The organism is Exiguobacterium sp. s6, from assembly GCF_018618155.1.
Classification (GTDB): Bacteria; Bacillota; Bacilli; order Exiguobacteriales; family Exiguobacteriaceae; genus Exiguobacterium; species Exiguobacterium mexicanum_A.
Genome location: NZ_JACSLN010000001.1, coordinates 194,659 through 213,435 on the forward strand (window position 1 = coordinate 194,659; position 18,777 = coordinate 213,435).

Genomic DNA, 18,777 nt, shown 5'->3' on the forward strand with positions numbered 1-18,777 from the left:
TTAAGAGGAGGTTTTCTGATGAAAGGATTATCGGTATATTTGAGCGAACCGCTCACGTCAAACTTCAAGGCATGGGTCGGACGCATGCGTGAGATTGGCTTTACGTCGATGTTCACGTCCCTACATATTCCAGAGGACGATCCATCCGTATATACGGAACGATTGCGACAGCTCGGCATGCTCGCACGTGAACTCGACATGGAGCTGTTCGCCGATATCGCGCCAACGTCGCTTGCCGCGCTCGGCAAAACGTGGGATGATGCCCACACGCTCGTCGAGTGGGGCGTGACCGGACTGCGCGTCGATTACGGCGTGACCCCGAAACAAGTCGCCGACTTGTCGACGCGGATGACGGTCGCCTTGAACGCGAGCACGCTCACAGAAAGTGAGCTCGCGGAGATGAGGCGGCACGGTCTCGTGACGGACAACGTCGAGGCATGGCACAACTTCTATCCGCGCCCAGAGACGGGGCTTGATCGAAACTGGTTCGATGCCAAGAACGATTGGTTGAAACGCCAAGGATTGAGCGTTCAAGCGTTCATCCCGGGAGATGGGTCGCTCCGCGGACCGCTGTTTGAACGGTTGCCGACGCTCGAAGACCATCGAACGTTATCGACGTTCGCTTGTTACTTGGACCTCCCCGATTCGGTCGACCGCATTTTAATCGGCGATCCGGGACTTGCCGACGAGACGATCGAACAGTTCGCCTCACACGCGGACGGGATGCTCGTCCTCCGGGCCGAAGCGGAGACGACGATCGAGGCCGCCTTCTATCGCGTCCAGACGAACCGGATGGATCCGGCCCGTGACGTCATCCGCTCGGTCGAGTCTCGGGCTTACGGCCGACCGGGCGACCGCTTGCTTGAACCGATGGATGCGAGACCGCGTCCGCTTGGGACGATCACGGTCGATAATGCGGATTACGGGCGCTATGCCGGCGAGATGCAAGTGACGAAACGGGATCTTCCGCCTGATGCACGAGTCAACGTTCTCGGCCGGGTCATCGAGGCAGACCGGCCGCTCATCCGTGCCATCGGACCGGGTACGACGTTTCGGATTGAATGGTGCTGACGTTCCGGATTGCCACATTCCCTCGTCTTTGTGTACAGTAGAGAGGGAGGGAAGTCTATGAAAGAGATTAATTTTAACATCGTCGCTGACGATTCGACCGATGGCCACGGCGGTTTTGGGGTCGGTTCGCTCAGTTTGAACAATATGTCTCCCGTCATCATCGATGTCGAGGCGGGGACCGCGGTCATCGATATGGGGGCCATGCATGCCAAATCGGCGATCGAGAAACGCATCAAGTTTTTGACGGATCCGGAAGCGGTGCCGAACGGCAAACCGTACTGGATCGTCTGGGTCACGGTCGGTCGAAAGCCGGAAGGGTTCTATTATGGCGGTGTCGCGGCCTGTGACATGTCGGTCGACCTTGAGGCACGGCGCGGATACAAGCTGTTGCCGTACCACGTCAACCAGATGGACAAATCGCTCAAAGGCCGTATTCTCATCGATATGATGGACGCTCCGTCACGCAACGTGCTAGCCGCGTTTTTGAAAGAACATCGTCCTGAGATTTGGGAGCAATCGACCGAACTTCAAACCGAACTTGCGCGTCTCGATGCCGAGTGAAAAGATTGGACCGTTTTGGTCTCCAATCTTTTTTGTTTTCGTTCAAGTGAAGATGGGAACATGAACTTGTTATGATGTTGTGATTTTACCGTAATTGTATGAATATTCAGCATTATGCTATACTAAACGCACTGTGCAAAAAAGAAAGGGTGACACGATGAGTGAAACGAAGAAAATTTTAATTGGCCTCGCCTTAGGGGTCCTTGTCGGGCTAGGGCTCGCCGGTCTGTCCGGTAACGTATATGACATCGTCAATACGTATATCCTTTCCCCAGTCGGTACTGTATTTTTGAACTTGATTAAAATGCTGGTCGTTCCGATCGTCTTCTTCTCGATCATTCTCGGCGTCATGGGTCTCGGGGACCCGAAAGAGCTCGGTCGGGTCGGATCGAAGGCGCTTCTCTTCTTCTTGACGACGACGGCGCTCGCCATCATCTTGGCGATGGGTGTCGCTTCGGTCATCAAACCGGGAGAGCGTGGTGACTTCCAAACGGCAAACCTTGAATTCGAATCGGGTGCGGCTGAAGAGTCGTCAAACATCGTGCAGACATTCGTCAACATGATTCCGACGAACCCGATTCAAGCGCTCGCTGAAGGCAACATGCTTCAAATCATCGTGTTTGCGGCTCTCATCGGATTTGCGATGATCGCTCTCGGCGAACGGGCCAAAACGTGGCGCCGTTTCGTCAAACAAGGCGACCGCATCATGATGCACTTGATTCACTTGGTCATGAAGCTCGCCCCATACGGCGCGTTCGCTTTGATCGCCTCGGCCATCGGAGGTATCGGTTTCGATGCTGTCAAAGCGATGGCGTGGTATATGTTCGCGGTCGTCTTGACGCTATTTTTACACTCGGTACTCGTCTACGGCGGGGCGCTCGTCCTGCTCGGGAAGATGAGTCCGGTCTTCTTCTTTAAAAACTTCTACGAAGCGATCACGCTCGCGTTTTCGACGTCGTCTTCGAACGCGACGCTCCCTGTATCGATGGAACTCGCCCAGACGAAGCTCGGCGTGCCGCGTTCCATCTCCTCATTCGTTCAGCCGCTCGGCGCGACGGTGAACATGGACGGGACGGCGATCATGCAAGGGGTCGCGACGATTTTCATCGCCCAAGTATTCGCGGCTGATTTGACGATGACCGAACTCGTGACGGTCGTCATCACAGCGGTACTCGCCTCGATCGGGACGGCGGGTGTACCTGGTGTCGGGCTCATCATGCTCGCGCTCGTCTTGCAGTCGGTCAACTTACCGGTCGAAGGGATTGCCCTGATCATCGGTGTCGACCGTATTCTCGACATGCTCCGGACGTCGGTCAACATTACCGGCGACGCGACATGCGCGGTCGTTGTCTCGAAACTTGAAGAGAAACACCTTCCACCTGTCGACGAAGACGCGTGGGATGAAGTCGAAGCAAAATAAACAGAAGGCTGACCCGTCGTTGACGGGCCAGCCTTTTCAAATGAAGTGAGGTTTTTATATGGAATGGGCAGCTTTGCCGATCCCGTTGTTTGTTGTGATCAGTATCTTGTTGAATATGCTCATCGCCGTCGCCGGTATATTACCGAGCGCATTTTTGACGGCACTGAACGTGCAACTGCTAGGATTTGGACCGGGCGTCGCCGTCTCTATCGTCGGCGAGGCCGTGGGTGCTGTGCTCAGTTTTATTCTCTATCGCAAAGCGCTCCACCGGTTCACGTCACCGGATGGGGAGCGTTTGAAACGGCTCCGCGAAGCAGATGGCGTTGAGGCATGGTTTCTTGTCCTCGGGCTGAGGCTGATGCCGTTCGTACCGTCCGGACTCGTCACGCTGTCGGCCGCGTTCAGCCGAATGTCGCTCCCGTCCTTCGCCGTAGCGAGCACGATTGGGAAAGTGCCGGCATTGTTGATCGAGGCGCTCGCGGTCGCGGCGGTCTTACACGTGGCCGCGGGTTGGCAACTCGGTCTCATCGCGTTGCTCATCGTCCTGTATGCGGTTTGGCGTTTGTCTCAAAGGAGTGGCGAGAAGATATGACAGAACGCTTCGATGAAACGTTTGCCGCTCGATTTCTTGCGAAGCATTGACCAGTCGATGAGAATCGACTCATCAAAGTCTTTCAAGAACGCTTCTTGCAGCTGTTGGATGGACGACGTCTCATACTGGGCGATTGTCATCTCGTGGTTCAAATACATGCTCCTAAAATCAAAGTTAGCCGTCCCGACGAGCGCAATCTTGCCATCGATGAGGACGGTTTTTGCATGGATGAAATGGCGATTGTATTTATAAATCCGAATGTTCCGTTTGAGCAGTTGTTCGAAATAATATTCGGTCGCATGGAAGCTGAACCATTCGTCTCCTTTTCCGGGGACAACGATTCGCACATCGATGCCGCCCCGGCCGGCGACTTCTAACAGCGCGAGCAATTCGGGAGGCGGAATCAAATATGGTGTCGTAATCCAAATCGACTCCTTCGCCTCCATCAAAAGCGTAATGAGCCCGTCACGGATCGTGACGTCTTTTCCAGGAGACGTGACGAGTAGCTGTGTCGCCCCGTTGTCCGGTTGCGGGTCGTCGATGAAGTATTCTGGCAAATGTTTGCTGTCAGCGAACAAGTCCCAGCGTTCTGTATCGTCTTCGTGACCGGCATACAGCCAATTCTCGACGAACAAACGTTGTAGTTCCCGGACGAGCGGTCCTTCGAGGCGCAGATGGGTATCACGCCAAAATCCAAGTTTTTTATGTTTCCCGAGATATTCATCCCCGACGTTCAGTCCGCCGGTGTAAGCGATTCGCCCATCGATGACGATCAACTTTTGATGGTTGCGGAAGTTGGCGTTAAAGACGAGGAGCGGGTGGACGACCGGGTCGAACGCTTCGACGTGGACACGGGACTCGCGGAGCGGTTCGAGAAACGCTTCGCTAATCTCTTGACTGCCGAGGCCGTCATACAAAAAGCGGACGGTGACATTCTCGTTGGATCGTTTAATGAGAGCGTCACGAATCTTGAGCGAGATTTCATCGGTCCGGAATAGATAATACTGGACGTGGATATGATGGGTCGCTTGCTCAATATCTTTAATAACCGCGTCGAATTTTTCCTCGCCGTTGACGAGCAGTTTCGTCGACGTGTGACCATCCGCACCGGTCGCGCCGAGCTTCTCGAGTGTGCGCGTGAGAGGAAAGCGATCCGACACGTCGTTTGCCGTCTCGATCCGTTCGGCCTCGATTGCTTGCCGGAACATCCGAATCTCGGTCGAGGTCCGTTTGATGCGTCGGTGTCGTCGAGGTGTTCGGCCGAACAGTACCCAGGCGAGGGCACCGAGGAACGGAATGAACAAGACGGCGAGCAGCCAGGCGAGCTTGGCCTGCGGTTGGACATGGTCAAATAAGATATGCCAGCCGACGATGAGTGGAATGAGAATGGCGGCCCCAATTAGGAACGGGATGAGCCCATCGATCGAGTAAAGCAAACCAAGAAGGAAGATGCCAAGTACAATCATGATGAGGAGTTGCCAGACGCGTCGTTTCAACAAGTACACCTTCTTTCTGTTCAGTTGTCATCACTAGATTCATTCCACCGTTTACACGTTCTTAACCTAAAAAAACGTTTCAGCATGAAGCGCGAGGGAATTAACCGTACTGTACGACACAATGTAAAAAAGGGGTGTTCATGATGAAAAAGAAAGGTGCATTGGCCGCGTCGCTGTTGGCGACGGGCATCATCCTCGGGGCTTGCGGGGGAGCAGAGGAAGAACCGATGAACAATGAAGATACAGAGATGCAAGAAGACATGGACGAAGAGGAAGACGAGGATTAAAAAAACGGCCTAGAGCGGGTGCTCTAGGCCTTCATTGCGTCAAAGCGCATAAGGGGACGGTTTACCAAAGTAATAGCCTTGGGCGAGGTCGAACCCGAGTTCGCGACAGACGTCGACTTCTTCGGGGCGTTCGATGCCCTCGGCGAGGATGGTGATGCCCATTGAGCGTGTCAATTGACGTACGTTTTTCAAGAACGCTCGTTTCTCGGCGTCTTGGTCGCAGAAGGAGATGTACGACCGGTCGATTTTGACATAGTCGGGCTCAAGTCGCTTCAACATATCGAGCGTCGAGAAGCCAGCCCCGACATCGTCGAGGGCGACTTTCATACCACGCTTCTTATATGTAGAGAACACATGTTGCAAATGGGCGACGTCTTGCACTTTCTCCGTCTCGACGACTTCAAAGATGAAACGGTCTGGACTGAGCCCGTATTGATCGATAATCTCGAACGTGTGTTGCAGACAATAGTCCGGGTTATAAATCGTCGACGGCAAGAAGTTGATGAACGTCTTCTCGTGCGGGGCGACGGCATGATAGGTCGCCTTAATCGCCTCGGCGCGAGCGCGCTGGTCGAGTTTGGAATGCAGGCCGAAACGGTTGGCCGCGCGGAACAGTTCTCCGGGAGAGACGTTATTGCGACTGCGGAGTAACGCTTCGTAACCGAATCGTTCACCGGTATCGAGATGGACGATTGGTTGCAAGTGGCTCTCGAAGTCACCGTGTTGAATCAATTCGATTGTGTCGCGGTTGGCGATTTGTTCAAGCAGGTCGCTCGCCGAGACGACGGCGGTCTGGCGTTTTGTGGCCGGGTCGACACAGTACACGTCTTCCTCGACAGCGGCGAGGCGTTGCGTCAATTCGTCAAATGAGTCGTACGGGTGGGGCTTGTCATTGACGACGACGAGGCCCCGTTCAAAAAATGGGATGGTCGTGGAGCAGGCGGTACAAGGAGACCACATAGGATCCCTCCTTTCAAATAATCGAAATACTCTTTAATCAGTTTATCGGACAAAACTCACCTAAAACTCACACATCGAGGTAAATAAATAAAAAAATCGTGCAAAATGGGTACAGTTTTTGTATACTTCCTATCGTATGAATAAGAAGCGCCTCAAAACGCCACTCGCATACGAACAACTTTTTGAACAGAAAGGGGTTCTATCGATGGACCAAAAATTAAAATTATGGTTTACGGAGCACCAAACAGAAGATTACGGAATCACGTTCCGTGTAAACCACGTTTATGAGAGCGAACAAACGGAGTTTCAACGACTAGAAATGGTCGAAACGGACGAGTTCGGAACAATGTTGTTGCTTGACGGAATGGTCATGACGACGGATAAGGACGAATTCGTCTATCACGAGATGGTGGCTCACGTCCCACTCTTCACACACCCGAATCCGAAGCATGTGCTCGTTGTCGGTGGCGGAGACGGTGGCGTCATCCGTGAAATTATGAAACACCCATCAGTCGAAAAAGCAGTTCTCGTCGACATCGACGGGAAAGTCATTGAATATTCGAAGAAATACTTACCAAATATCGCAGGCGAACTCGACAACCCGCGTGTTGAAGTCATCGTCGGTGACGGCTTCATGCATATCGCCGAATCAGAGAACGAGTATGACGTCATCATGGTCGACTCGACAGAACCGGTCGGCCCAGCGGCCAACTTGTTCACAAAAGGATTCTACGCCGGTATCTCGAGAGCGCTCAAAGAAGATGGAATCTTCGTCGCGCAGACGGACAACCCATGGTTCACGCCAGAGCTCATCCAAACGGTTCAGCGTGACGTGAAAGAGATTTTCCCAATCACGAAGCTCTACACGGCGAACGTACCGACGTATCCGAGCGGCATGTGGACGTTCACGATCGGCTCGAAACAGTACGACCCAGAACAAGTGCCGGCCGAGCGTTTCCATGACATCGAGACGAAATACTATACGCCTAAACTTCATAATGCGGCATTCGTCCTTCCTAAATTTGTGGAGGACTTGACGAAATGATTAAACGTTTCGATGAAGCCTACTCAGGTAAAGTGTTTATCGCGAGCTTGCCGGAAGTGACGGACGCGAAGACGGTCCTTTACGGTATGCCGATGGACTGGACGGTCAGTTTCCGTCCAGGCTCACGCTTCGGTCCGAACCGAATCCGTGAAGTCTCGATCGGACTCGAAGAATATAGCCCTTATCTTGATGGTGATTTGACGGAAGCCGCCGTCTATGACGCCGGCGATATCCCGCTCCCGTTCGGAAACGCCCAGAAGTCACTCGACATGATCGAGTCGTTCGTCAAAGACATCATCAAAGAAGGCAAGTTCCCACTCGGGATGGGGGGAGAACACCTCGTCACATGGCCGGTCATCAAGGCGATGCATGATGCGTATGGGGATGACTTCGTCATCTTGCACCTCGATGCGCACACGGACCTCCGTGACGACTATGAAGGTGAGCCATTGTCGCACTCGACACCGCTCAAAAAAGCGGCCGAACTCATCGGACCGTCGAACTGCTACTCGTTCGGAATTCGTTCTGGGATGAAAGAAGAGTTCGACTGGGTCAAAGAAGTCGGCTATAACATGTATAAATATGAAGTGATTGAACCGCTCAAACGCGTGTTACCGACGCTCGCTGGGAAGAAAGTGTACGTCACGATCGACATCGACGTCCTCGACCCATCGGCGGCCCCGGGAACGGGTACGCAAGAAATCGGTGGCATCACGACGAAAGAATTGCTTGAAGCAGTGCACGCCATCGCGAACGCCGACATCGACATCATCGGTGCCGATCTCGTCGAAGTGTCACCAGCATATGACCAATCGGACATGACGGCCATCGCCGCCGCGAAGATCCTTCGCGAGATGATGATTGGATTCGTGAAGTAACGATGCCGAAAAAAGGTCAGCTCGAAATGGAACTGAGTGCTCGGATCACCCAATGGGAGAAAGAGTATCTCGGGCGCGGCTCATTGACGTGTAAAGCAGACCTGCTCCGCGACTTGGCCATCGTGACGCTTCAGGGCGTCTTGACCCCGGCCGAGTACGAACTGGCCGCCAAGTCGGCCGGTCGTGAGCAATTGAAGAAATATCGCAATAACCTCGTCGAATCAGGGCGAGCCCAACTCGAGGCGATTTTACATGACGTGCTCGGTCGGCGTCTCGTCTCGCTTCACACGGATATCAGCACGAAGACAGGGGAACGCCTCATCGTCTTTCGACTTGATGCACCATGGGATGGCGGGATTGACAAGCCGTGACGACATTTTTACACTAGAAGCAGAGACGGTTCAGGATTGGGAAGTGTCCGTGCGACATTCCCGTCGTCCTGTCCCGGAGCTGACGAACTAAATACCCGACAGTTGTCGGCTAGACGGAGCGAACGTGTTCGAGCCGTCGGCATGCAGCGCACACCTCTCTTTGGTGTGCGCTTTTGTCGTCCAGGAGGAAAAGATGGAACAATTGATGTTTTTATTGACGAGTGCCCCGGTGCTCCTATTCGTGACAGGTGTGATTGCCGCTCTCGGCAAATCGAATTTGAAGATTCCTGAGTCACTCAGCATCACGCTCAACCTATACTTACTGCTTGCCATCGGATTGAAAGGAGGGATGGGGCTCGCCTCGGTATCGATGGACGAGTTGGCGTTCCCGCTCGCCGTCACGCTCGTGCTTGGTCTCGTACTTCCGCTCGTCGCGTTTGGCCTTGGAGCGTTCTTGAAGTTCACGTTTCCGGAGCGCATTGCCATGGCCGCGACGTTCGGTTCGGTCTCGCTTGTGACGTACGTCGCCGCGACGGCCCAGCTCGAACGTCTCGGCATCAGTTATGAGCCGTTCATGACAACACTCGTCGTCGTCCTCGAGATTCCGGGTCTCGTCGTCGCGCTGTTGTTATACAATCAAAGCCGCGTCCTCGGCATTACGGCCGCACCGACCCAATCGCTCACCGTCATCCGTGACAGTCTGCTCTCGAAAAGCATCTTGCTGCTTTTGGCTGGTCTCATTGTCGGGCTGGTCACCCCGGATACGTCGGCATTAACCCCGTTTTTTGTCGATTTGTTCCCAGGCGTGTTGTTGTTGTTCTTGCTCAGCCTCGGCGTAAAGGTCGGTCATCAGCTGAAGACGCTACCGTCGTACGGGATGAAGTTTTTAGTCGTCGGGATGACGTTTCCGCTCGTCGGCGCGGCCATCGGTTTTCTCGCTGCCGGAATGGCTGGACTGTCTGTTGGGGGAACGATTCTGCTTATGACGCTCGCGGCGAGCGGGTCGTACATCGCCGCACCGGCCATGCTCCAAGCATCGGTCCCGGAGGCGGAACCGTCGTTTTATTTGACGCTCGCCCTCGCCGTCACGTTCCCGTTCAACTTGCTCATCGGCATCCCGCTATTCATTTCAATCGTCACTTGAACAAAAGCCCTGTCTCATCGTGAGACAGGGCTTTTGTTATTGGGTGATCGTCTGTTCTTCCATGCATTTTAATGCGGCCGTCCAACTGCCGAAGAGGGCGTTGATGGTCGACGTGCTCGGCACGTTGCGTCCCTCGGCCCATTTCCGGTAATGGAGAATGCTGAAGTGTGACAATTCATGTTTCGCGACGCGGAGGGCCTCGATGACATCTTCTTCGTCCCATTTCCGTTTCGGCGGGGCGATGTCGAGGACGAACAAGGCGTAGCTCCAAGATCCATATTTCCGGGCGATTGTTGCGACTGTCGGATAACCGCGTTCTTGGGCCCAGATGGCGTAATGCTGGGACGTGAGACGTTCGAGTTCTTCGGACGCTTCAATCAAGGCTTGGATGATGCGCTCTTCATTGTTTTTCGCGGCGGTCGTCTGAAGTTTCGCTTCCCGGAGCGCGTTCGACCAAGAACCGAAACGGCTGCTGATCAACGTGAGCGACGGGGAGCGTGTCACTTTCGACCATTCCCGATACGTTTGGCTCGTGAAGAGCGGTAACTCCTCGGCGGCTTGATTCAACGCGCGGAGGATGTCTTCATCCGAGTAGTAATGGAACGACATTTGGATTTGGGCAGCGGCGAGCGCCTCGCGCCAAGACCCGAACTGATGGATGACGGTGGAAAGGGACGGGACATTTTTGGTTTGCGACCATACACTATACCGTTTCGAATCGAGCTCGGCATGTTCTTGAGCAGCTAACTGCAACGCTTGTACGATTTGAGGGCGTGTCCATTTTTTCATCTTGGTGTCTCTCCTTTGGAGGGAGACGCAGTGAGCGTCTCGGAAGGTCTCTTGGTGTGAATGAACAGCATGTATTGGTTGAAGAGTCAACGAGCTAGTCAAAAAGGATGCTTACGATCGATTTCTACCTCCTTATTTGGCGTTTTAGCTAAGTTCAAAATAATGTAAACGATACCCAATTCGGGTTATATGTATTTCCATTTCCCGTTTGTCCGACAATTATTCATTATGTGAATGAAATCATGATAATAATTTCGTGAACTCCTTTTTCGCATCTATGTCGTTAATGAGAAAAAGCTCGTTTTATCTTTAAACTTGTTGAGGATAGTCGGGTAGTTTACTAGCATCGACGCATCTTTTGCGCATTCCAACTTACACCACGAACGAACAACTCAGACTCTTGGAGGTGCGAACTACCATGGCAACACTTGTGAATGTCTATCGGAAGAATCAACGCAATTTGCTCTTTTTATGTCTCGACATCTTGATCGTCTCGTTTGTATTGTACGCGACGTTTGAACTGATGTTCTCCACGATCACGTCGTACGCGGCACTCGAATCGAGCGAGATGTTGATGATGGTCGCCATTAAAATCGTCAGCTTCAGTCTCGTCGGGAGCGTCTTGAAGATTCATCGCATCGACTGGCGTTACGCTTCGGTCCATGAGATGAAACAAGTCGCCATCGCCTTACTGAGCAGTGATTTGGTGTTGTACGCCTACAACCAGTTCCACTTCGGGGCTGGCCTTGGGATGATCATCGCCGTACAAGGTTTGCTCGCATTCAACCTGATTTTGTTCACCCGCTTCTTAGCCCGCAACCATGTGTTTGACGTGTTCAAACCCCATTCGAACCATCCGGGACGAAAAGCACTCATCATCGGAGCCGGGGATTCCGGCCAGTTGATTGTCCGCGAGTTGAAAGAGCATCGGACGACCGTCCTCTGCGTCGTCGGTCTGCTCGACGACAACCCGCAACTGCAGGCACTCTACGTCCACGGCGTCCCGGTCCTCGGGATGACGGACGATTTGGAACGCATCATTCAAGAGCATGGTATCGAAGTGGTTATTTTGGCCATTCCAAGCTTGTCTTATACACGGCGTCTCGCCTTGCTGAAACGAATCGAGAAGACAGGAGCCGAATCCCACGCCTTGCCGATGATTTCGGAACTGGCGACCGGAAAAGTCTCCATCAACGAGATTCGCGAAGTGAAAATCGAGGATTTGCTCGGACGTGAGCCGGTTCAATTGGACATATCTGGAATATCTCGCCATGTCGAAGGCGCGACCGTGCTCGTCACTGGCGCCGGCGGCTCCATCGGTTCGGAGTTGTGTCGCCAATTGATCAAATTCGCCCCGGCAGAAATGATTCTCCTCGGTCATGGGGAGAACAGCATTTACTTGATCGAGCGAGAGTTGCGTGGGCTCGGCACGGAGACGATTCTGCACCCGGTCATCGGGGATGTGCAAGACGAAGCTCGGCTCGAAGATGTGTTCCGTACGTACCAGCCAGACATCGTCTATCATGCCGCCGCTCATAAACATGTGCCGCTCATGGAAGACAATCCGCTCGAAGCCGTCAAAAACAATATTTACGGGACAAAACATATGGTCGATGTCGCGGCCCGGCATAACGTGAGCCGCTTCATCATGGTCTCGACCGACAAGGCGGTCAACCCGACGAACGTGATGGGCTCGACAAAACGAATCGCCGAGATGGTCGTCCAAGAGAAAGCCCGAACGAGCGAGACGATCTTCGCAGTCGTACGCTTCGGAAATGTCTTAGGCAGTCGTGGCTCGGTCGTACCGCTCTTTAAAGAACAGATTCTCCGGGGCGGACCGGTCACTGTCACCGACCCTGAGATGACCCGCTACTTCATGACCATCCCGGAAGCGAGCCGGCTCGTCATCCAAGCGAGCGTCTTGTCCAGAGGGGGAGAGATTTTCGTGCTCGACATGGGCGAGCCGGTCAAAATCATCGACTTGGCGAAAAAAATGATCGAGTTGAGTGGTTTTACGACCGAACAGATCGACATTGAAGTCACCGGCATTCGTCCGGGTGAGAAGTTATATGAAGAATTGCTCGCCGCGAGCGAACTCGGTCCAGAAGCGAACGTCTTCCCCAAAATCTTTGTCGGCCGGACCCGTCCCTTCACGACCGTCGCTTCCGTGCTGCATCTGATTGAGACGTTACGAGACGACCAAGAGGCCCTGACCTACCTGTTGCTCTTTATCGCCAATAGTGACGACCTCGACCGAGACATCGATCGTCTCTTTACACATGGCGTGAAGCGAATGCGTCCTCACATTGCCGGGACACGCCTCGCTGACGGAAATTGAAGGTCATAACGAGTGAAGAGGGGGAGAATGATGGTCGATCAAACGGTTCTTATTGTCGGGGTAGCCAGTTTCCAAGGGTTTCATATCGCACGTCGGCTATTGCAGGAAGGGTTTGATGTCGTCGGGATTGACGATGAAGGGCGGCACAAGACGCGAATCGCCAAACAGCGGCTCTACGTTCTCACCCACCCGCAGTTCCATTTGATTCGTTCAACGCTCGCGAACAAGACAGTCATGCGCAGCGTCTTGAATCGACACGAACCGAGACACATCATCTTATGTTCGACCCGTCGCCATAACGGAAGTGAAGAGCCGCTGGAACGTTACGAGTTGATGAAACGCTACATCGCCATCCAAACGAAACGGGTCCCGGTTGAATCGTTCATCACGTTCGACTTGCCTGTAAAACAGGAAGACGGGGAACGTCCGGTGATCCATCTGTTCACAGAAGACGTCTTCGGACCTTGGGACGATGCCTCGACGCTAGTGTCAAAGGCCATTGTCGCCGTCGACCGCGGTGTCCGACTCTCAGGGTATTACGCGACGGATATCATCAACGTCTCCTATATCGATGATGTCGTCGAATCGGTCGTCCGCTTGCTTCGCTTGATTCAAACCGGGATGTCGCCAGTCGGATATTTCCAAATTCCGGCCTCCGACTACGTGAACGTCCAAACGTTACTGTCCGACATCGGACATATCCTCAACAAATCGGCGAAGACGTCGTTGCCGATGCGCGAGTCGGTACTTCGGCAGTCGGCCGTCCCGACGCTCGACACGCTGATCGGCTTCAGCCCGAGCACATCGCTGTTTGAAGGACTCGAGCAAGTCGTCGATTGGTATATCTCGTATAAAACCATGATGAAGGAGGGCATCAAATGAACATCCTATTATCGAAGCCCCATATGTCGGGCCGTGAGATGGCCTACATCGAAGAGGCGTTCGCGAGCAATTGGATCGCCCCGCTTGGGCCAAACGTCAACGCGTTTGAGGCGGAAGTGGCCGCTTACGCAGACCATCCGTATGCCTTGGCGACAAGCTCAGGGACGGCTGCCCTCCATTTGGCGCTACTTACGCTCGGCGTCGGGACAGGGGACACGGTCTTCTGTCAGTCACTCACGTTCGTCGCATCGGTCAATCCAATCCGTTACGTCGGCGCCATTCCGGTCTTTATCGACTCGGAAACGACGACGTGGAATATGTCGCCAGACGCGCTTCGGAAAGCGCTCGTCCAAGCCGCGACGAAAGGAAAGCTTCCGAAAGCGGTCATCGTCGTCCACCTGTACGGCGTCGTCGCGAAAATCGGTGAGATTCGCCACATCTGTCGTGAGTTCAGTGTCCCGTTGATCGAGGACGCGGCCGAATCACTCGGCTCGACGTGGCACGGGCAAATGACGGGAACCATCGGGGACATCGGGTTTTATTCGTTCAACGGCAATAAAATCATCACGACATCAGGCGGCGGCATGCTCATGGTGCCGAATGAGGAAACGAGACAGTTGGCGCTCAAGTTGGCCACGCAAGCTCGGGAAGACGCGCCGCATTATGAGCACGAACAAGTCGGCTATAACTATCGATTGAGCAACGTCTCGGCCGGGATCGGTCGGGGACAGCTCGAAGTGATTGAACAGCGCGTTCAAGCACGACGTCGCGTGTTCGCCCGCTATGAGCATATGTTCCGTCAGCTCGGGACGACGTATCAGCAAGAAGTCCCGCACTCACGGGCCAATCGTTGGCTGACCGCCATGCAGTTGGATCAGACAGACTTGCACCGTGACACGGTGATGGAGCGACTCGCTAGTGCCGGCATCGAATCCCGTCCTGTCTGGAAACCGATGCATCTGCAACCGGTGTATCGCGATGCCGAATATGTGACGGTCGATGGAGAAGATGTCAGTCGGCGTCTGTTCGAGAATGGGATCTGCCTTCCATCGGGATCCGACTTGACCCTCGGGGAACAACAGCAAGTCATCCAGACCGTGCTCGATACGCGCTCGATCGTCACGGAACAAAGTGTCTGAGGAGGACGAACGATGAACCGGGAAGCAGAGATCATTCAAGCGCTTCGAGCCGCTGCATCTCTGACTCCGACCCTCACGGTTAAACAATATCAGCTCTGGAGCCGAGACCGGGACGTCCCGACATTTCTCGACGTTCTCAATTTTTACGGGTCATGGACCGGTGCCTTGAAGGCAGCCGGCCTCTTAGAAGCCCGAAAGCACTATACCCAACAAGAACTCGTTGCAGCGCTTCGGCTCGCACTTGAACAGGAAGGGAAGTTGACGAGCACCCATTACCAACAATGGGTCAAAGATCATACCGGTCCTTCCCTAGGTGATATTATTTCCCATTTCGGGTCTTGGAGTCTGGCCGTGAAAACGGTAGAGCGTCTAGAGGAGCTCCATTTTACCGTCCAGCCAGAACGTGAAAAAGCAGAAATCGTCCAATCTTTGCTAGAAGCAAGTCGGGTCGTCGTGCCATTCAACGCGATCACCTATCAAAAATGGGCGAAACAACATAGACGACCAAGTGTCGCCAAAGTATCCCGGCGGTACGGCTCCTGGAAACGGGCGCTCGCCGAACTAGAGCTTCGTGAGTCGTGTGAAGGAAAGAAGTGAAGACAGAGGAGGGGTCTCGATGAACGGAGCGTTTGTCATCTCACTAGATTTTGAATTGAACTGGGGCACGTTTGACGGTACGACGATTGAGGCGTATGGCGAGAATCTACTCGGGGTCCGGCAAGTCGTGCCGAGCTTGCTCGACTTGTTTGCCGCGCACCAGATTCATGCGACTTGGGCGACGGTCGGATTCCTGTTCTATGAGACGAAAGCAGAGCTATTGAAAGACTTGCCGACGATTCAACCGGCGTATCGGCATCCCGAATATTCTTCATACAATTGGATGCAGCACGTCGGGGCGGACGAGGCGGTCGACCCGTATCACTTCGGGAAATCACTCGTCGATCAAATCGCGGCGACGCCTGGGCAAACCATCGGGACGCATACGTATTGTCATCTATCTTGTTTAGAAGAAGGAGTGACCATCGAGGCGTTCAAGGCCGATCTCGAGGCGGCGAAGCGGGTGGCCGCACGTCGCGACTTACCCATTCAGAGCATCGTCTATCCGCGCAATCAATCGAGCCCGGCGCATTTCCAAGCGGCGCAAGAAGTCGGAATCGATGTCTATCGCGGCAATGAGACCCATTACATTTATCGGGCCGATGCGAGAGGGGATGAGGGGTTAGGTCGACGGGCCCTTCGTCTGCTTGATGCCTACATCAATTTGACGGGGCACCATACGGTCTCGTGGGCAGCCATTCGGCAATCATCTCCTTATAACGTCCCATCGAGCCGATTCCTTCGACCTTACGTGCCGGCGCTTCGCTTCCTCGACCGACTCAAAGTGCGGCGCATCAAACGGAGCATGACGCATGCGGCCAAACGGGGGGAAGTGTTCCATCTTTGGTGGCACCCGCACAACTTTGGCAAACATGTATCCGAAAACATGGCCTTGTTGGGTGAAATCATCGCCCATTATGAAACGTTGCATCAAACGTATCAATTTGAAAGTTTATCGATGGAAGAAGTGGCGGACCGTTGCCGCCCGGCCGTCGTCTCGACGCAGGAGCGACACGGATGAGAGGCGTTCGGAGGAAGAGAAAGGGGAGGGACAAAATGGGCCGACCGATCGTACTACTCATTGGAGAACACCGGACATCTGCCTACGTCTATCATGCGATCCGCAACTTAGGGGTGACCCATGTCATTCAGGAAGATGGACCGAGCGAGCATCGTCCGGAATCCATCAAGCATTGGCTGACGCATATATACGTCCGGCTGACGTCGCCTGTCATGCGCCTTTCGAGCCGGGCGCGGATCCGAGAACTGAAAGGTCGCTATCCATTGAACGATGAGCCAATTCCGTTCCACCACATTCTACGTGTCACCTCATTGAACGATACGAAGACGACGATGTGGCTCGATCGTCTCGACCCGCAGCTCATCGTCACCCATGAGACGGGGCCGATTGACCCGAGCGTCCTCGCCCGATTCGACTGTCCGGTATTGACGGTCGCACCGACGATGGCAGAAGGACAACTCCAAGCGTACTGGGCGTTCCGGGCCAAACCGGACGTCTGTGAGGCACGAATCGAACAGTGGACCGAGCGGGGCTGGTCCGTGGTCGACCGGGCCGTGCTCTACATCGGCGGGACGGATAATTTTGCCACGTATCCGTACTTGCAGCTCACGACGGCGCTCCCGCTCTTGAGACGTCAAATCGAGTTATTGCTAAAGGAAGATGTGTATGACCGTCGAACGGCAAAATAACGGGCAAAGCGCGATGCTTTGGCCGTTTAGCTTTGGGTGATGCAGTAGTGTTGGATGGCGTCATTATAATAGACGGCCAGTCCTGGCGCGTACTTGTCATAGAACGCGGTGAAACGCTCGTCCATGACGTACATCTGAGCGAGTCCGCTGAACATGTCGAGCGAGCAGTCATAAAACTGGTCATTGATGAACAGGTGGTTCGCCCGGACGGCCGCTTGGACACGCGGGTCTTCGACCGGGACGCCGGCAGTGAACAAGTCGACGAGCGGCTTGACGAGATCGACTTGTTGTTGACTGAGCGCTTCCCAGTCTTCTTTCGATCGCTTGTCGGCGCGCGCACGTGACGTCTTGTACGCCTCGCTCTCGCCCCAACGTTCTTCTGTCTCCGCCTCGTGCTTCGCTTCATGGGCTTTCAGTTCGTCAAACGATAATCCCTTGAACAACGATTTGTCTTCCATTGGAATTCCTCCTCTCAGTGAGGTGAGCGTCGATTCCGCCGTCTCGGCGAGTGTCGCAAAATAGGCGGCTTTCGCGCGCAGGGCGGTCACTTGCTCCTCGAGGGCACGGGTCCGATCGAACGGTTCGGCTTCGAGTAAGCCTTGAATCGTCTCGAGCGGGAAGTCGAGCGAACGATACAGCAGAATCGTCTGCAACCGCTCGGCATCATGCGACGAGTAGCGCCGATAGCCGTTGACGTCACGTTCCGGGACGAGCAGACCGACGGCGTCATAATGACGCAACGTCCTTGTGGTCGTGCCAGAGAGTGTCGCGAGTTGTTGAATCGTGTACATGTCCTCACCTCCTTGAAGTCAGCGTACACGTTGACGTCGCGTCAAGGTCAAGCCTCTTTTTCGAACAAAGAGAATCCATCTCGTTCGCCGACATAATTGAAGCCGAAGCGGGGATAATAGGCGTTCAAGAAGTGATTCGTGGCGACGCAGTCGAGGCGAACTCGATCCGACGTCGCTGCAAGCGCATAACGCATCAACTGTTCACCGACTTGTCGGCCTTTCATCCGGTCATCGACGACGAGGCGATGTAAATAGACGGCCGCGTCAGGATCGTCCCACAAGTTTTCGTCCCAAGACGTCGGTGGGATCAAGCTGACCGACCCGGCGATGTCTCCGTTCGCTTCGTATACATAGACGGTTCCGTTCGTGACGTCATGGGTCACAAAATCGGTCCGACTCGGCTCTAAATATTTTTGCCATTGCGTTTTTCCAGCGGCCCGAAACGATTGCGCTTTCGTTAAAATCAGTTGATCGATTGCCGAGAGATCGGCCTGTGTGGCCAAACGGATCATGTAAGTCGCCTCACTTTCATTTCATTTCAAATTCGTGTAGGGTACACGATGAGTAAGCTGTTGAAAACATCTTTGTGTCGTGGAATGATTTTTGGTAAGATAAACTTACTGCAATCGTGCAAACGATTGCGCTAACGAGATAAAGAGACAACAGCACTGATATTAGTATATAGGATGCGCAGTGAGTTTAGGGA

20 protein-coding genes are annotated in these 18,777 nt (G+C 54.0%); 15 read left to right on the forward strand and 5 right to left on the reverse strand.

The features are described 5' to 3' along the window. Positions 1-18 precede the first annotated feature (18 nt). The 4 genes from KNP75_RS01135 to KNP75_RS01150 all read left to right on the forward strand — a co-directional run bounded on the left by KNP75_RS01135 (position 19) and on the right by KNP75_RS01150 (position 3,644). Complete coding sequence (locus KNP75_RS01135) at positions 19-1,071, forward strand: DUF871 domain-containing protein (RefSeq protein ID WP_215189401.1); 1,053 nt, start codon at positions 19-21, stop codon at positions 1,069-1,071. A gap of 57 nt (positions 1,072-1,128) precedes the next feature. Continuing rightward, positions 1,129-1,632: a YwhD family protein gene (locus KNP75_RS01140; protein ID WP_034779343.1), complete on the forward strand. Its 504-nt coding sequence runs from the start codon at positions 1,129-1,131 to the stop codon at positions 1,630-1,632. Between the two features lie 157 nt (positions 1,633-1,789). Continuing rightward, positions 1,790-3,052 (forward strand): dicarboxylate/amino acid:cation symporter, encoded by a 1,263-nt coding sequence (locus tag KNP75_RS01145; protein ID WP_034779341.1) that lies wholly within the window; start codon positions 1,790-1,792, stop codon positions 3,050-3,052. 58 nt (positions 3,053-3,110) lie between these two features. Continuing rightward, positions 3,111-3,644, forward strand: a complete 534-nt coding sequence (locus KNP75_RS01150; RefSeq protein WP_215189403.1) for a TVP38/TMEM64 family protein — start codon at positions 3,111-3,113, stop codon at positions 3,642-3,644. On the opposite strand, the gene cls is transcribed toward KNP75_RS01150, so the two are convergent. Then, entirely contained in the window at positions 3,620-5,149 is a 1,530-nt protein-coding gene (gene cls / locus KNP75_RS01155; protein ID WP_215189405.1) for a cardiolipin synthase, read from the reverse strand. The genes KNP75_RS01150 and cls overlap by 25 nt on opposite strands. A gap of 134 nt (positions 5,150-5,283) precedes the next feature. Here cls and KNP75_RS01160 point away from each other — a divergent pair, with 134 nt between their 5' ends. After that, entirely contained in the window at positions 5,284-5,427 is a 144-nt protein-coding gene (locus tag KNP75_RS01160; RefSeq protein WP_161787553.1) for a hypothetical protein, read from the forward strand. Positions 5,428-5,466: 39 nt separating this feature from the next. Here the strand turns inward: KNP75_RS01160 and KNP75_RS01165 are convergent, their stop codons facing one another. Further along, the gene (locus tag KNP75_RS01165) at positions 5,467-6,387 is read right to left on the reverse strand and encodes an EAL domain-containing protein (RefSeq protein ID WP_215189407.1); all 921 of its coding nucleotides are present in this window, start codon (positions 6,385-6,387) and stop codon (positions 5,467-5,469) included. A gap of 205 nt (positions 6,388-6,592) precedes the next feature. Here KNP75_RS01165 and speE point away from each other — a divergent pair, with 205 nt between their 5' ends. From speE to KNP75_RS01185, 4 genes are all read left to right on the forward strand, one after another. Beyond that, on the forward strand, positions 6,593-7,432 hold the full coding sequence (speE, locus tag KNP75_RS01170; protein WP_215189409.1) for a polyamine aminopropyltransferase: 840 nt from the start codon (positions 6,593-6,595) through the stop codon (positions 7,430-7,432). Next, a complete protein-coding gene (speB, locus tag KNP75_RS01175) occupies positions 7,429-8,310 on the forward strand; it encodes an agmatinase (protein ID WP_034779331.1) in 882 nt (293 codons plus the stop codon). Before speE ends, speB begins: the two co-directional genes overlap by 4 nt. Before the next feature lie 2 nt (positions 8,311-8,312). Continuing rightward, a complete protein-coding gene (locus tag KNP75_RS01180) occupies positions 8,313-8,681 on the forward strand; it encodes a Na-translocating system protein MpsC family protein (RefSeq protein ID WP_034779329.1) in 369 nt (122 codons plus the stop codon). A 193-nt stretch (positions 8,682-8,874) separates the two neighbouring features. Further along, the gene (locus tag KNP75_RS01185) at positions 8,875-9,825 is read left to right on the forward strand and encodes a sodium-dependent bicarbonate transport family permease (RefSeq protein WP_215189411.1); all 951 of its coding nucleotides are present in this window, start codon (positions 8,875-8,877) and stop codon (positions 9,823-9,825) included. 36 nt (positions 9,826-9,861) lie between these two features. Here the strand turns inward: KNP75_RS01185 and KNP75_RS01190 are convergent, their stop codons facing one another. Next, positions 9,862-10,614: a homing endonuclease associated repeat-containing protein gene (locus tag KNP75_RS01190; RefSeq protein WP_034779320.1), complete on the reverse strand. Its 753-nt coding sequence runs from the start codon at positions 10,612-10,614 to the stop codon at positions 9,862-9,864. Between the two features lie 418 nt (positions 10,615-11,032). Here KNP75_RS01190 and KNP75_RS01195 point away from each other — a divergent pair, with 418 nt between their 5' ends. Genes KNP75_RS01195 through KNP75_RS01220 form a run of 6 tightly spaced genes read left to right on the forward strand, consistent with a single transcriptional unit; the run spans position 11,033 to position 17,280 of the window. Then, complete coding sequence (locus KNP75_RS01195) at positions 11,033-12,952, forward strand: polysaccharide biosynthesis protein (protein WP_215189413.1); 1,920 nt, start codon at positions 11,033-11,035, stop codon at positions 12,950-12,952. 30 nt (positions 12,953-12,982) lie between these two features. Next, positions 12,983-13,834: an NAD-dependent epimerase/dehydratase family protein gene (locus KNP75_RS01200; RefSeq protein WP_167491737.1), complete on the forward strand. Its 852-nt coding sequence runs from the start codon at positions 12,983-12,985 to the stop codon at positions 13,832-13,834. Next, entirely contained in the window at positions 13,831-14,973 is a 1,143-nt protein-coding gene (locus tag KNP75_RS01205; RefSeq protein WP_215189415.1) for a DegT/DnrJ/EryC1/StrS family aminotransferase, read from the forward strand. Before KNP75_RS01200 ends, KNP75_RS01205 begins: the two co-directional genes overlap by 4 nt. Positions 14,974-14,985: 12 nt before the next feature. Next, positions 14,986-15,570: a hypothetical protein gene (locus tag KNP75_RS01210; RefSeq protein ID WP_215189416.1), complete on the forward strand. Its 585-nt coding sequence runs from the start codon at positions 14,986-14,988 to the stop codon at positions 15,568-15,570. 19 nt (positions 15,571-15,589) lie between these two features. Then, positions 15,590-16,591: a polysaccharide deacetylase family protein gene (locus KNP75_RS01215; protein WP_215189418.1), complete on the forward strand. Its 1,002-nt coding sequence runs from the start codon at positions 15,590-15,592 to the stop codon at positions 16,589-16,591. A gap of 35 nt (positions 16,592-16,626) precedes the next feature. Then, positions 16,627-17,280, forward strand: a complete 654-nt coding sequence (locus KNP75_RS01220; RefSeq protein ID WP_215189420.1) for a hypothetical protein — start codon at positions 16,627-16,629, stop codon at positions 17,278-17,280. Between the two features lie 26 nt (positions 17,281-17,306). Here the strand turns inward: KNP75_RS01220 and KNP75_RS01225 are convergent, their stop codons facing one another. Next, positions 17,307-18,071 (reverse strand): MerR family transcriptional regulator, encoded by a 765-nt coding sequence (locus KNP75_RS01225; protein WP_215189422.1) that lies wholly within the window; start codon positions 18,069-18,071, stop codon positions 17,307-17,309. 47 nt (positions 18,072-18,118) lie between these two features. Further along, positions 18,119-18,583, reverse strand: a complete 465-nt coding sequence (locus KNP75_RS01230; protein WP_034779301.1) for a GNAT family N-acetyltransferase — start codon at positions 18,581-18,583, stop codon at positions 18,119-18,121. Positions 18,584-18,777 lie beyond the last annotated feature (194 nt).

What these genes read in the sequence shown, in the direction of transcription:
- KNP75_RS01135 (WP_215189401.1), top strand. Translation starts at nt 19, where the DNA reads ATGAAAGGATTATCGGTATATTTGAGCGAACCGCTCACGTCAAACTTC.
- KNP75_RS01140 (WP_034779343.1), top strand. Translation starts at nt 1,129, where the DNA reads ATGAAAGAGATTAATTTTAACATCGTCGCTGACGATTCGACCGATGGC.
- KNP75_RS01145 (WP_034779341.1), top strand. Translation starts at nt 1,790, where the DNA reads ATGAGTGAAACGAAGAAAATTTTAATTGGCCTCGCCTTAGGGGTCCTT.
- KNP75_RS01150 (WP_215189403.1), top strand. Translation starts at nt 3,111, where the DNA reads ATGGAATGGGCAGCTTTGCCGATCCCGTTGTTTGTTGTGATCAGTATC.
- KNP75_RS01160 (WP_161787553.1), top strand. Translation starts at nt 5,284, where the DNA reads ATGAAAAAGAAAGGTGCATTGGCCGCGTCGCTGTTGGCGACGGGCATC.
- KNP75_RS01165 (WP_215189407.1), bottom strand. Translation starts at nt 6,387, where the DNA reads ATGTGGTCTCCTTGTACCGCCTGCTCCACGACCATCCCATTTTTTGAA.
- speE (WP_215189409.1), top strand. Translation starts at nt 6,593, where the DNA reads ATGGACCAAAAATTAAAATTATGGTTTACGGAGCACCAAACAGAAGAT.
- speB (WP_034779331.1), top strand. Translation starts at nt 7,429, where the DNA reads ATGATTAAACGTTTCGATGAAGCCTACTCAGGTAAAGTGTTTATCGCG.
- KNP75_RS01180 (WP_034779329.1), top strand. Translation starts at nt 8,313, where the DNA reads ATGCCGAAAAAAGGTCAGCTCGAAATGGAACTGAGTGCTCGGATCACC.
- KNP75_RS01185 (WP_215189411.1), top strand. Translation starts at nt 8,875, where the DNA reads ATGGAACAATTGATGTTTTTATTGACGAGTGCCCCGGTGCTCCTATTC.
- KNP75_RS01190 (WP_034779320.1), bottom strand. Translation starts at nt 10,614, where the DNA reads ATGAAAAAATGGACACGCCCTCAAATCGTACAAGCGTTGCAGTTAGCT.
- KNP75_RS01195 (WP_215189413.1), top strand. Translation starts at nt 11,033, where the DNA reads ATGGCAACACTTGTGAATGTCTATCGGAAGAATCAACGCAATTTGCTC.
- KNP75_RS01200 (WP_167491737.1), top strand. Translation starts at nt 12,983, where the DNA reads ATGGTCGATCAAACGGTTCTTATTGTCGGGGTAGCCAGTTTCCAAGGG.
- KNP75_RS01205 (WP_215189415.1), top strand. Translation starts at nt 13,831, where the DNA reads ATGAACATCCTATTATCGAAGCCCCATATGTCGGGCCGTGAGATGGCC.
- KNP75_RS01210 (WP_215189416.1), top strand. Translation starts at nt 14,986, where the DNA reads ATGAACCGGGAAGCAGAGATCATTCAAGCGCTTCGAGCCGCTGCATCT.
- KNP75_RS01215 (WP_215189418.1), top strand. Translation starts at nt 15,590, where the DNA reads ATGAACGGAGCGTTTGTCATCTCACTAGATTTTGAATTGAACTGGGGC.
- KNP75_RS01220 (WP_215189420.1), top strand. Translation starts at nt 16,627, where the DNA reads ATGGGCCGACCGATCGTACTACTCATTGGAGAACACCGGACATCTGCC.
- KNP75_RS01225 (WP_215189422.1), bottom strand. Translation starts at nt 18,071, where the DNA reads ATGTACACGATTCAACAACTCGCGACACTCTCTGGCACGACCACAAGG.
- KNP75_RS01230 (WP_034779301.1), bottom strand. Translation starts at nt 18,583, where the DNA reads ATGATCCGTTTGGCCACACAGGCCGATCTCTCGGCAATCGATCAACTG.